Origin of the sequence: Lactobacillus sp. B4007 (assembly GCF_026535895.1) — a bacterium.
Classification (GTDB): domain Bacteria; phylum Bacillota; class Bacilli; order Lactobacillales; family Lactobacillaceae; genus Lactobacillus; species Lactobacillus panisapium.
In genome coordinates this window covers 218,873-232,086 of the sequence record NZ_JAFNPA010000004.1, presented here as the reverse complement: position 1 = coordinate 232,086, position 13,214 = coordinate 218,873, and the positions used below count along the sequence as shown (strand labels likewise).

At 37.1% G+C, this 13,214-nt stretch carries 12 protein-coding genes and 1 CRISPR repeat array (1 of these 13 cut by a window edge); of the genes, 1 reads left to right on the top strand and 11 read right to left on the bottom strand.

The annotated features are described in order from the left end of the window. A CRISPR array of direct repeats spans nucleotides 1-7; the repeat unit is 36 nt (it extends 293 nt beyond the left edge of the window). Between the two features lie 32 nt (nucleotides 8-39). The 5 genes from csn2 to J3U54_RS08005 all read right to left on the bottom strand — a co-directional run bounded on the left by csn2 (nucleotide 40) and on the right by J3U54_RS08005 (nucleotide 7,333). Further along, nucleotides 40-708, bottom strand: a complete 669-nt coding sequence (gene csn2 / locus J3U54_RS08025) for a type II-A CRISPR-associated protein Csn2 (RefSeq protein ID WP_267385672.1) — start codon at nucleotides 706-708, stop codon at nucleotides 40-42. Next, entirely contained in the window at nucleotides 705-1,010 is a 306-nt protein-coding gene (cas2, locus tag J3U54_RS08020) for a CRISPR-associated endonuclease Cas2 (protein WP_103752921.1), read from the bottom strand. Before cas2 ends, csn2 begins: the two co-directional genes overlap by 4 nt. Continuing rightward, complete coding sequence (cas1, locus tag J3U54_RS08015) at nucleotides 988-1,899, bottom strand: type II CRISPR-associated endonuclease Cas1 (RefSeq protein ID WP_267385670.1); 912 nt, start codon at nucleotides 1,897-1,899, stop codon at nucleotides 988-990. The genes cas2 and cas1 overlap by 23 nt, the downstream gene beginning before the upstream one ends. Before the next feature lie 228 nt (nucleotides 1,900-2,127). Further along, entirely contained in the window at nucleotides 2,128-6,300 is a 4,173-nt protein-coding gene (gene cas9, locus J3U54_RS08010) for a type II CRISPR RNA-guided endonuclease Cas9 (protein WP_267385669.1), read from the bottom strand. A gap of 124 nt (nucleotides 6,301-6,424) precedes the next feature. Further along, nucleotides 6,425-7,333: an L-lactate dehydrogenase gene (locus J3U54_RS08005; RefSeq protein ID WP_267385668.1), complete on the bottom strand. Its 909-nt coding sequence runs from the start codon at nucleotides 7,331-7,333 to the stop codon at nucleotides 6,425-6,427. A 203-nt stretch (nucleotides 7,334-7,536) separates the two neighbouring features. On the opposite strand from J3U54_RS08005, the gene J3U54_RS08000 reads away from it, so the two are divergent. Then, the gene (locus J3U54_RS08000; protein ID WP_267385667.1) at nucleotides 7,537-8,478 is read left to right on the top strand and encodes an aldo/keto reductase; all 942 of its coding nucleotides are present in this window, start codon (nucleotides 7,537-7,539) and stop codon (nucleotides 8,476-8,478) included. Between the two features lie 59 nt (nucleotides 8,479-8,537). On the opposite strand, the gene rpoN is transcribed toward J3U54_RS08000, so the two are convergent. From rpoN to J3U54_RS07970, 6 genes are read right to left on the bottom strand one after another with little or no spacing between them, the layout of a single operon-like run. Beyond that, nucleotides 8,538-9,800, bottom strand: coding sequence for an RNA polymerase factor sigma-54 (gene rpoN, locus J3U54_RS07995; protein ID WP_267385666.1), 1,263 nt, complete (start codon nucleotides 9,798-9,800; stop codon nucleotides 8,538-8,540). A 22-nt stretch (nucleotides 9,801-9,822) separates the two neighbouring features. Next, nucleotides 9,823-10,527, bottom strand: a complete 705-nt coding sequence (locus J3U54_RS07990; RefSeq protein WP_220235111.1) for an MgtC/SapB family protein — start codon at nucleotides 10,525-10,527, stop codon at nucleotides 9,823-9,825. Nucleotide 10,528: 1 nt separating this feature from the next. Beyond that, on the bottom strand, nucleotides 10,529-11,356 hold the full coding sequence (locus J3U54_RS07985) for a PTS system mannose/fructose/sorbose family transporter subunit IID (RefSeq protein WP_267385665.1): 828 nt from the start codon (nucleotides 11,354-11,356) through the stop codon (nucleotides 10,529-10,531). Further along, entirely contained in the window at nucleotides 11,353-12,195 is an 843-nt protein-coding gene (locus J3U54_RS07980; protein ID WP_103752902.1) for a PTS mannose/fructose/sorbose/N-acetylgalactosamine transporter subunit IIC, read from the bottom strand. The genes J3U54_RS07985 and J3U54_RS07980 overlap by 4 nt, the downstream gene beginning before the upstream one ends. A gap of 23 nt (nucleotides 12,196-12,218) precedes the next feature. Further along, nucleotides 12,219-12,710, bottom strand: a complete 492-nt coding sequence (locus J3U54_RS07975; RefSeq protein ID WP_103752901.1) for a PTS system mannose/fructose/N-acetylgalactosamine-transporter subunit IIB — start codon at nucleotides 12,708-12,710, stop codon at nucleotides 12,219-12,221. A gap of 12 nt (nucleotides 12,711-12,722) precedes the next feature. Next, nucleotides 12,723-13,136 carry a PTS sugar transporter subunit IIA gene (locus tag J3U54_RS07970; RefSeq protein WP_267385664.1) on the bottom strand — a complete coding sequence of 138 codons (414 nt, stop codon included), beginning with the start codon at nucleotides 13,134-13,136 and terminating at the stop codon, nucleotides 12,723-12,725. Between the last annotated feature and the right edge of the window lie 78 nt (nucleotides 13,137-13,214).

The window sequence follows — 13,214 nt, the reverse complement described above, 5'->3', positions numbered from 1 at the left end:
CTAAAACCGATATTTTATCATCAAATTTTAATGTAGTAGTTAGTACCAGTCGACTAAATCCTCGTCAATGTAATAAAATTGCGCATCCTCGGGAACAACCAAAAAATCTGTAGATGTGAATTCAATTAGAACAACCATTAACCTCATTTGTTTTGCAATTTGTGCTAATTCAGCTAATTCCCGATTATCTAAATAATTTGTTGCATTGCAAAACACGGGAACTGTTTTTAAATTACAATTTTGATGAATCTTTAGAACCGTTTCAATTATAGCATATGGATCACTCAATATATTCTCGTCTAGATGCAAATCGGCCATTTTAAGTACCTTTTTTAAATCTTCATCAAAGTTAATTGCTAGTGGTAAATCTTCAAGAAGCAGTGAATCAGATAATGCTAATTCTAAATTGCTAAAAGCACAGAATATCTTATTACGCGTGGCTTCATCTAAGTTAGTGATATAAGTACTAACAATTTGGGTTAAATATTTTTTAGTAATATCACCACTTAACAAAGGGTCTCCTACCATGTCAAAAGTTTTAGTAACTTCAACCGGATCATAATTGTCGCTCGAACAGATTAACATTTTATTTTTTCCTTGAATACCTTGAACTAAGTCGCGATACACAATTGAACTTCGAGTGGCCAATATTTTGATTCCAGAATCTGAGAAAACCCATTTCTTATGTGTTAAATACGCTAAGATCACAGGATCACCGTCCGATCAGAACTATTACGAACATCATCCACTGGCTTACCGACTAAAAAGTGCATATCATTATACTGCTTTTCCGTAACCATCAATGATTGTACTACTCCGCCATGGGGTAAAAACTTCTTAACCCTATTTTCCAGAAAAGTTGCCGTTTGCCTGGTGACACAAACCCGGGCATAAACCGAAAATTGAATCATTAAAAAGCCTTCATTAAGTAATTTTTGCCGAAACTGACGGTATTCTCTTCGTTGCTGAGCAGTTTCTGTTGGCAAATCAAACATTATCATTAAGCGCATCATTCGGTACCTCATTAGTTAATGCCATCTCCATTTCAGGTAACTCTTTCGTTTTTTCGTTTAAAAAGCACAAGCAGTCATGCACATATTCAGAAATTGCATTCGACAAGATTGTTTTTTTGTTGTTATATTCTATTTTTAAACTCAACAACTCGACTAAACCATATTTAATATCAGGCGTCAGCTGCTTAATCTTTTCATGGGCTTTTACCCAATAATCAACGAATGGACGAAAGGGCTCCATTAAATCCGATGCCAAGTTAAAGCAATTTTCTTCAGAATGATGGTGAATTCCTAGATATGAAAGATACCCATTGACGGCAATCTCACGGTTGAAACTTGCCAATAAAATCGCATAACCATAATCAAGCGCCCCGTTGACCGCATTATTATCACGACGGATAAAAGTCTTATCAAATAAAGTCACGAAGTATTTCCGTGCAGCAATTGCTTCCCGATTAGTGGCATCATTTAGTTCCAACTGATCAAGCTCATCTTGGACATTTTGCCATTCCAACTGGTAATTTTTTAAAACCGCAATCTGATTAGTAATTTTGCGGTCAACTATTTTAGTCCACAACTTTTCTTTTAACTGTAAATCCCAGTTAAACTGATTGTTCAACTTAGATAAGTTTCTAGCACCAGGATAATAACCAACGGTTTCTACAACCGGCTCATCTTTTTCATCGACAAAAATCACTTTTGTCTGGTTTTCTGCCAATTTACTAATTAGCGCACTGGTGATCACGGCCTGAGTAGTCGAAACTAACAGCAAGTTAATATCTGCAATTGGTATTTGACTAATTCCATCACGCGTTTGAACAACCATCATATTCATCGAATACGTCATCTTTGCATGTTGCGTAATGATAACTGATCTCCATCCCATAATTCCTCCTTGTATATTCCTCAAAAAATGATAAAATAATGCTATCGGGTAGCTCCCGATTGATGATACTAATCATCACTGATCTAACAACCAGACTTAAAATCAAGCAATGCATTTTTATGCAAAGTTTCAACGCGATATTTTTATCGTCCTGCCTCAGCTCTATAGCAGAGGTTTTTTTATGCGCTGAAAAAGGGAACTGACAACCATCAGCTCCCTTTTTGGCTTTTATAATTTAGAAATTTTGATTCTTTTTTCAAATAAACCCGTTGGTGATTGGAAAACCAGCACTGCATCTGGCGTAAGGGTTATGCCAGAAGTTGATGTTAGTAAACCAAACAAAGTTTTAATTCCCAACTCTTTAAGATCACTAAACACCATATTGTCATGCAAACCATTAAGAATTCGGTTGATTATTTCCTTTTTCTTTGCTGGCTTAAAGCTAATAAACTTCTCTCTGCCATCATGTAAACCTTGTCTAAACTTGTTTGTGTCAAACAAAGGAAGGAAGCGATCAACATTAGCAAGTATCTCATCATAAGCCTTAATCAGTAGCTGGTCTTGATCTTCACCTTTGGCGAAGTTGTCGGTCACAATCCTCATTGTTTCCCAAGATAAAGTTAACTGCTTGGCATTAGACATGTAATAGGGTGAACTTAACATGAATTTTTTACTACCATCAAGGACTACCTGCTTATACAAAATGTGGCCAGCAGCGATGTCAAAGTCTTTTATCCCCTGCTTCGTCTTTCCCTTCTTGTCAAACATAACTAGTGGGGTTAAAACTTGCTTCAAGGTTTTGTCATATTTGCCTTGCTTTTGCGCCTTTTTTAATTTAGCCAAAGCACGCATCGGCACGCCGACAACTTTATACGTTGAATCTTTAGCCTTACGGATTCTTACTATTGCCATATATGCATTAGCGTTTCCTGTATAGCCCCCATAGATTTCAGGATCCAGGTCTTTTCCTTTAGGAATTAGGCTACGCGACTTAGCAGTATCACGTTCGGTACGTGGAAACACAGACATTTTAAACATCTCCTGATCCTGCGAAGTCGTTTCACGCGAGACCAAAAGATACTTGAAGTTATATGCCCGGCGTAATTTATCAAAGATATCAGGGTGCTTGAGGAAAACTACGCGGTCGCCCTTATCTTCTTTGATTTCTTCGGGTGCTTTTCTTTGATTATTATCTTTTTGCAGTAGCGGCCACAAGAACGTAAATTCTTTAGTATTATTGACAGTATCTTCCTGCAACTTTTTATCTTTGCTAAATTTTTTAAATTGACCGTAAACAAAGTATGGTCGAAGTTTCGGATAGACCTGATAAAGAAAATTTCCGCAAATAATGGAGAGATACGCATCAAGTGCATGATGATAGTCATTTACTTCACGACTCTTATAAAGATTAAGTCTCTTACGCAGAGCCGAGTTATCACCCGCGCGAACCGTAATAATTTCAGATTTAGGATAAATATTTTGCAAGATGACCGACACTAGTTTGACAATTTGACTGGTTTCAACCAATTGCCGATTAATAAAACCTGATTTTTGGTACTTATTCAAATTAGCTGGATCAAGCAACAAGCTGTTCTTTTTTCGATTATTGATGAGTCCCGTTTTTTGCCACATAGACCACATATCTTTAATAGTCATTTTTAACTCTGGTACCCAGTTATTGCCGAACCGCTTAAGTGGTACATCGTCTGATTTTTGTGCGTTGAATTTTTTAGAAGTCAAAACACGATTGTCAAAAGAATCATCTTTAATAAAGCTCTGTGGCAAAATATGGTCAATATCATACCTGGACTCAATGTCATCAATATTGATCCTTTCACCAGTATAAGCATCCCGACCACCCTGAATGAAATAAAGGAAATATTTATCTTGTGCAAGTTTTCTACTAGTAATCGCATTCTTAAGACTATTGGTTAAATCCTTATCGACCAACTCTTTGGCAGTATCTTGGTATGCTTTTAGCAATTTACTTCCTCTTACCTGAGACAATTTTGGATTACTTTCAGGGCTACGAGTAAATTCAATAGCAAACTGCGCGGGCGCTTTGCCACCGGCAGCCTTAACAACATCGTTGACAACCTTAACTACCTGCCTAATGGCTTTCTTATTAGCTGGCGAAGTATACGCATCAGCCAAAATATCTTCAACACCTGTTTTCTTAACGATAACCTGATTTTCTTGCTCAATCGCATCCTTAAAGTCCGGCTCCGTAACAATCTGCATAAAGTTTTTTTGACTATCCCATAATTGAGCCATGATATTCTGGCCGTTTTGATCATGCAAGTCTACTAGCAATTTGCGAGATAATCTGCCCCAGCCTTGCAAACGCCAGTTAGCAAGCGCCTTAAATTGGTCATTTGTTAACCAATTAATTTCACGCAATTTTTCTTGATAAATTTTCTTATCTTCAAAAATAGTGGACCACTCGATTATTTTTTCAAAGTCCTTTTCATAATTAGCATCATCAAGTTCTTTATCAAAGACCTTTAAGTTTTTGAGATGGTAATAACTAGACAAGCTAGAATTAAACTTAGTCGGATCGGCTAATCCTTTAATATCATTCGAGCCATAGTTAGTTTGCACCCAGGTAGCGAATTTCTTAGCTGTAACTGTTTTATTCTTTTCAAAAAGTTCCTCGTAAGCTTTCTGCTTCTTGGTTGGACTGAGACGCTTACCATTAATTTTGATATTATTCAGCTCATTCAAAACAGTAAACTTCTGATAGAGTAAACTATTCGCCGGTATAACATCTTCACCAAGAAGGTAAGTATCTTTAAGTGTCATGCGTTTAATAAATTTATTGGCAGATTTTTCTCGATCAACCTTTTCTTCAAAATTCCAAGGCGTAATCTTACCTGCTTCTTTACGCACCATCCAGGCAAAGCTCTTACCTGAAGTTTGCTCCTGCTTATCAGCCGTAATCATTGGACCGACATAATACGGTACTCTAAATCTAACTAACTCATCAAGCTTATATGGGGCCTGTTTTAGGTGCTGCTTCACCGGATTTTTTTCTGCCAAGAATGGATAATATTTGCTTTGTTTAGCAATAATTCGGTCAATTTCAATTTGGTGCAATTGAAATGGAATGACACCGTTACTATTTGTGCGCTGCTTTGGCATGAAATTATCAAGCTCAATTTCATGTAGAATTTGTTTAGCTGCATCTGAGTCATCGACATTTTTTTGAATTATTTTATAAAAATCATCTTTAGCTAAAACGCCCTTAACCTTTAATTCTTTTTTAGCTTCAAGCAATTTACCATGCCGGTTATTAACGTATAAATCGTAAGCTAAGCCCAATGTCTTGGCTTTTTTCTTATCCGCTTGACTATCAATTGCTTTCTTGAGCAATTGATAATCTTGCGCATGTTTATTATATTTATTTACCATTGACTCAGACAAAGTCTTGCCTTCATCAACAATATTGCTAAGGGTAATTGCACTGAATAATTTTCTAATCTCAGCAATAATTGTTTGTTCTGGCTCTTCTAGTTCTGGGAGTAAAGCCTCAAGTTTATCATCCGCATCTGCATCGGTTAGTTTAAGTTCCCAAGCAGCTTTATCGCTTTTATCAATTTCTTTATCTAAAATCGTTTCAAATTGCGTCTTATAACCCATGATGGCATTAGCAATCTGCTTGGCCACATTTTTAGTAACTTTGTCGGTAGCGTTAGTTAACAAAGCGGCAATTTTCTTAACTTTATCAGCTTTATAGATAGTTCTAGCAGCATCTTCCCCCTTAATAACTGCTTCAACCTCTGCAGCATTGGCTACTTGTAGTTCTATTTGATCATCTTTTTCAGTTACCAAATCACTAAAACAATTATTGAGTTCCTTAATTACAGGCTCTACTTCAATTTTAGAAGCATTAAAATCGTTAACTGACGTATCTTGTAAAAAGTTGCCCCGATACTTAACAATATGATGCATCGCCAAAAAGATTTCACGCAAATCGAACTTTTTGTCCTCTGTCATTAAGGCCTGCCGCAGATGATAAATCGTCGGGTAATCCTTGTAAAAGGCAGCATCTTCTTTGGCAGTTGGAAAAACAATGGCCTCGTACTTTTGATGTTTTTTATCTAATGGCGATACCCAAGATTGATGCAAACGGACAAAAAAGCCCGGATCAACTTCAGCCATTGGCTCCGCAAAAATTTCTTCTAACAGACCTAGTCGCCATTTGCGTCTTTTAAGGCGACGACGTGTGGTCCGAAAGCCGCGCCGGTCAGCTGCAGAGTGCCCTTCTTCAAATAAATGTGAGCCCATTGCCGTCTTGCCGCGCAACTTTAAAAGGGTATTTTTCTTATCCGTGACTGCCCAGCCACAGGAATTGGTCCCGATATCGAGTCCTAAAATATAATCACTTTTGATTTCAGTCATAATATTCTCCTGTTAAAACTTTCCATTATTAATAAGAATACCGCAACTAGCATAACTATTCATTAAAATTTATCACAAAACAAAAAATGGCAACTATATAGTCACCATTTCCCCAGAATACTACTTAATCTTGTGATTTTTCCTTAATTGTTGCGGCAGAAGCCTCTAGCAGCTTTTCTTCTTTTTCGGTTAATGATAATTCAATTTGCTGAATTATTCCATCGCGACCAACGATTGCTGGGTATGATAAATAAGTGCCGTACTTTTCCTGGTAATTAGAAACTGGCATCTCAGTGTGGGCGTTACTTTCAATTGTTTCAACCAAACGAGTTACAGCCGCTGAAATACCATAGTTAGTATATTGCTTGCCCTTGTAGACAGTTTGACCACCAAATTTAATTTCATCATTTAAGTCTTCCAATTTCCACGATTGCTCTTTAGCCAGCTCCGTAATTGGTTTTTCCAAGACCTTAACTGTCGACCAAGCCGTAAATTGTGAATTACCGTGTTCCCCTAGGTTAAAGCCTTCAACTGAGCGGGGATCAACGTGCAAGCGAGAGCCCACTGCTCGTTTCATCCGTGCAGTGTCGAGCAAGGTACCAGTACCAATGACGTGCTTTTTCGGTAAGCCCGTCAATTCTTGGTACATGCTAGTAATCGCATCAACTGGATTAGTAATTGCAACTAGAATACCGTTAAAGCCGCTTTTCTTAATTGCAGAAGCAATCGCACCAATTCTTTCTTTATTAAATTTCAATTCCGCAAACCGTTCGCCGCCAGCTTCTAACGCAATATTACCAAAAGCACTAATTATAATATCCGCATCTTTTAAGGCGGAGTAATCATTGATGACAATATTAACGTGGTGCTTTAAGTTAGCCATGGCATCTTGAAAATCTAGTTCATCAGCGATTACTTTTGCCTTATTTTCATCGATTAAAACCAAATCATCAACTAATCCCGAAATAATTAACTGTTGTGCCACAGTACTCCCAACATGGCCGTCACCGATGATCCCAATCTTATTACTCATAACTTTTCCCTCCTAATTAGACTTTAAGTCCTTCTCATAAATAAAAATTGTATCTTTTATTATATTACGTTTTTGTCCTAAAATAAATTTAACTTTAAAAAAATATTAGTATTTTTAAGAGATGTTTTCAGTAAAAATTAAATTTCACTGTAACGCGCACTTTCCCGCCAGTTTGTCTTATACTAAAAAGCAGGAGGTATAATATGAGACAAATTAAAATTGGCAATACCAACTTCACAGCTTCTGCAATTGCTTTTGGCATTATGCGGATGAATCAATTAAAAGTAGCTAATGCAGTAACAGCCCTTGAAACGGCACATGACTGCGGTATCAACTATATCGACTCTTCTGATATTTACGGACACGGCAAGTCTGAGGAAATTTTTGGTGAAGCTTTGGCACAGTCTTCACTCAAGCGCGACGACTTTTATATTCAATCTAAGACGGGTATTTATGAAAACGAAGCCCTTGATTATAAAACTACGCGGTACGATTTTTCTAAAAAGCACATCATTGCTGCCGTTGACGGTATTCTTTCGAGAATGAAAATTGATTACTTGGATAGCTTACTGCTCCACAGACCTGATGCTTTAATGGATCCAGCAGAAATCGCTGCTGCCTTCGACCAACTGCAGCAGGAAGGCAAAGTACGGCACTTTGGTGTCTCCAACTTTAACCCAATGCAAGTTGAGTTATTGCAAGCTGGTTTAAGTCAAAAACTATTAATTAATCAACTGCAAGTAAGTGTCATGCATACTGGTCCAATTGATTTTAATATTCACACCAATATGACAGATGCACGCAGCATTGATCATGATCGCGGCATCCTTGATTACTCACGTTTGCGCCACATGACAGTGCAGGCCTGGTCACCATTCCAATATGGTCAAATTGAGGGCAACTTCATTGGTAATCCTAAATTCCCTGAAGTTAATGATGCTTTACAAAAAATTGCGGATCAAAAAGGTGTTTCCAAGAATGCCATCGCGGCGGCATGGATTTTGCGTCATCCTGCAATCGACCAAGTAATTATTGGGACAATGACGCCAGCACATATCGTTGACAGTGCCAAAGGTGCAGATATTCGACTAACCGCACAAGAATGGTACGATATCTACTTAGCAGCTGGTAATGACTTACCTTAAAAATTATTAACAAAAAAGCTTAGTGCTACAGCACTAAGCTTTTTATTTGGGTAAAATTATTAGCTCCTTTTACGGTGATAACTATTAGGTATGCCCAATTTTTTCCGGTATTTTGCAATTACCCGCCGACTCAGCTCTACCCCATGTTTTGCAAAAATGGCAACGAGCTGCTGGTCACTTAAGGGTTCAAGACTGTTTTCTGCTTTTACCAATTCTTGTAAATCATATTCAATTCGTTCTTGGGATAAATCCTGTGCCACTTGGCGCGGAAATAACATTTTCAAACTAAAAATCTTATTTTGACACTGGATATATTTGTCTTTAATTGCCCTACTAATCGTACTTGGAGCAAGATCCAACGCCTTTGCGGTTTCCTTAAGACCCAATGGTTTCAACTTTTCTCTTTGCAACGTGATTAAAAAATCATGTTGATACTCCCCCACGTATTTGCCAAGCCGCAAAATGGTCTGTTGTCGTTGCTCAATTGCGTTTTTTAACTCAAGATACCTCTGTTTTTGTTCCGTAAAATATTGCCGCTCTTTTGCTTGGCCTTTTAATTTCTGAAAGGTCTGCTCATCAAACAATAGCTCTGGAATTTGCGCTTGAAAAGTTTCAATAGTCAGTCGCTGATCTTCTACCTTAAAAATTAAATCCGGTAGTAAGTATTGTGTGCTAGTACCAGTTGTATACTCACTTGCTGGAGCAGGATCCAATGTTTGAATACAAGCTAAGGCATTTTCTAATTGCTTTTCAGAGAATTGCGTAAGTCCCCACTTTTGCGGATCTGCCAGCATTTCTAAGTCATCAGCTAATAAGATCTGTAACGCAACTTGGTCAAAGTCCCTTTTTTGTTTTGCCTGGATTAACAAACATTCATTTAAGTCTTTAGCTCCAATTCCGCACGGGTCAAGTGTCTGCAAAAATTCCTTAGCCTTTTGCAATTCATCAATTGAAAATTCAGCTCCCTGTGCAATTTCAGCCAAGTCGGTCCGTAAATAGCCGTCATCAGCCAGATGATAGATTAATAGCTTAACTGCCTTTTTAACTTTATTATTCCAGTCGCTTAAACGTACCTGTGCTAGCAAATGATCGAGTAAGCTCTCACTTTCACTATCCTTAAGCCATTCTAAATTATGACTTTCTTCTTGTGATTTACCTAAGGAAACAAAGGGATCACTTTCGCTTAAGTCTTTCATTGCAGCGACTAAGTCATAAGTGCTATAGGATAAAACAGTTAGGTTTTGCTTGAGCTTGGGCGACAAAAAAAGCCGCGTAACTAACTGCTCTTTCGGTTTTAAGACCATTTTTTGCAATCGTGTCATCGGCTTTTTCTCCTTTTTTAAGTCAAATACTTACTAACTGAATTTCCATTACATTTTTATTCATTGAAAGGTCTTCAATTACATTGGCATAATCGAGAGAACGTGGTGTTTCTATATCATATATATTAACATATGTGGTATTATTCAAAGTTTGTGTTACTTTAAAGTTCACATTGATTACAGTAATATCATGTTTTCTAAAATAGTCATTGATAAATTCTTTGGTTTCAACCTTATGCTTGTATTTAATTTCTAGTTTTTTCATTGGATGGATATTAATTAACCGTTTTGAGAAAACTAATACCAAAATGACTGTTACAGCACCTGCAACACCTATCGCATAATCTCCCATACCTAAAGCTAATCCTAAACCTGCAACTGCCCATAAACTAGCAGCCGTTGTTAAACCCATAATTGTTCGATGTTGAACTAAAATTGTTCCTGCACCTAAAAAGCCAATCCCAGAAACTACTTGTGCAATTAACCTAGCTTCATCAGCACGTACAACCCCTGCAAACTTGGGCTCTGTTAAAGCGATTTGTAATGCATCATAGCCGATTTTCTTTTGAATCAAAGCAATAATACAAGCACCAACACAAACTAAAACATGTGTTTTAATTCCTGCCGGTCTGTTTTTATGCTCTCGATCAAAGCCAATAACACTAGCAACTATGACTGACAGGACCAATCTGACAATAATTTCTGGTAGTGTTACGGCTATATTCAAGTTAAACCACTCCTACTAAACCTAAAACAATTGCTAAAATTAAAACACCAAGTAATATCCAGTTAACATTAACTTTTTTAGATAGTAACCAATAGCATCCTAAAGTAACTAATAAAGGAACTAATCCTTTCCATAATTGATCAAGATAAGTTTGAATTAAGATTGGCTTACCACCAGTGATTGGAATACTTAATTTTGATTTAAATTGGACCATCGTAGCTGTCATGCACCCGATCATCATTAAGCCTAAAGTAGAAGCGGCTTTATTGAGAAGCTTCATACTTCCACTTTCGTACATATCTTGAATAAAAGTATCACCCAAGGTAAATCCCATATAAGTTAAATAGTACCTAGCTAAAATCGATGGTACATTATAAATAATTAGAAATAATAGTGGCCCTAAGATTGATCCTTGACTAGCTAAACTAATACCAACTCCGGCAGCAATTACTCTTAAAACACCCCAAAAGATTGAATCTCCAATTCCAGACAAAGGTCCCATCAATGAAGTCTTAATAGCAACCGTTGTTTCGGGATCAAAATTAGGATCTTGGGCAGTTTTCTTTTCCATTGAAGCTACAAGTCCCATAACAAATGTACCGACATTTTGTGTAATGTTGTACCAAGTGGTATGACGCATCATAGCCTTACGATGGCCCTCTTTATCATTTTTATAATATTCATCAAGAGCTGGCATAATAGAATACATAAAACCAGGTGCATGAGCTTTAGTTGCTCCTACGCGACTCGCAAACACCGTAAAAGACCGCCAAAAAACACGGTTAATTATTTTTTTATCTGTAGGTGAAACATTTTTAGTTAATTTCATGAGAAAAAGTCCTCCTCTTCTTGCTCTTCTGTCGAGGCTGAAACGTTACTTTCTACTTGAGTGTTTTGATTATTAGCAGCCATCGTCTTTTGCTTATTCTCAAGCTCCATAACTTGCTTATCTCTCATCCATTGTAAAGCTACGATAATAATTCCAATTGCAGCTACAGCTACAGAAGGCAAGTTCATATAAGCAGCCAAAATAAATCCCAAGAAATAATATGGAGACAATTGCTTACTCCAAAGCATTCTCATCAAAATTGCAAATCCTACTGCTGGTAAAAGTCCACCAGTTGCAGCCAGACCAGCCATTAAATTCGCAGGAATTTGGGCTACTAAGTGTTGTACTGGACGTGCTCCAGCCAAAACGGCAAAGAATGTTACCAATGAAAATACAAAATAATTTAAAAACCACATACCAAAATGAAGATGGGTTAATCCTTTAGCATTATCATCACTAGCAACTTTATCAACCATTGGCGCAAAAATGTTCATAACTACATTTTTCATAAACATTAAAATAAATGCAGCAAAGACACCGATTGGGACAGCTAATGCTAGAGCTGCTTTAGTATTTACGCCTAAGGTAATCGCAAATGTAGTAGCTAATACTGTAGCTGTAACAGGCTCTGCAGACAAGGCACCGCCAATATCAACTGCTCCCATGAAAATAGCTTCTAATGATGCCCCGATTAAAATGCCTGTCCTCATATCACCCATTATTATTCCGGCAATTGTACCAACGACCAAAGGTCGCTCAATCATAGTTTGGCCCCAGAGCCAATTACCGCCAAGGCAGACAAACACGCAAAGTGAAGCCAAAAAGGCAGTTTGTAACATAATTATCCTCCTTCAAAGTATTATTATTTATCTTTCAATAAAGTTTTAATTGGTGTTTTTGCATTGCTTGGAACAACTTGATTAAATACAGGAATGTCTATCTTTGCTAACTCTTTTAGCGCTTCTAATTCATCCTTAGAAAGCATCAAAGTTGAAGATATTTGAACTGAATCCTTTGCATCATCAGCAAATCGACCAACATTAGCCACATTAATACCCTCAATGTTATTAACGTTTTGAGCAATTTTCAGTGCGTCTTTAACATTATTTGTTAGAGCAAAGATTCTCATATTTGCACCCTTGGGATTATTAAAAACTTTAATCGCATCATCAACCGATCTGATTAATAGTTTTTTACCGGTTGGAGTTGCCATTTTTAAAGTCATTTGTACCATTTGATTATTAGCAGCATTGTCATTAGCAACAACAATACCTGGTGTATTTAATTCTTTTGTCCAAACTAGTGCAACTTGACCGTGAATTAATCGATCATCCACTCTTAGCTGTGCAATCATTACTTTTCCTCCTTATTCAAAAAAATCTGTTTCTTGTTCTTGATTATTTTCATTGTCCTCAAATTCAAAAAGTTCTACTTGACTTTGGTTAATTAGTTCTTGTAAGTGCTTTTTAGATAATTTCTCACTATCAAGTAAGACCGCCATCACAATCGCCAAATTGGTTTGGGTAATAACATAAATGTCTTTTTCGCTGGCGGCTTTTAAAACTACCTTCTGGTTTACACTTCCACCTTTTAAATCGGTAAAAATTACCGCAGGCCGTTTAGCAGTTCTTATAAAAGCTGTAATTTGATCGGTATAATCAGTATCATCAACATATGCATCAATTGTTTTAATTTTGTCACCCATACCAGTCAAAATATCAATTGAACTTTTAAGTCCGCTTGCAAAATGCCCGTGACTAGCAACTAGTATATCGGTCATTTTGTCACCTCCTTTACTTTTTTATTAGCAACAACCGTGCCAAGACTTAGAAAAGCTGCTATTTCGGGCAATAAAAAA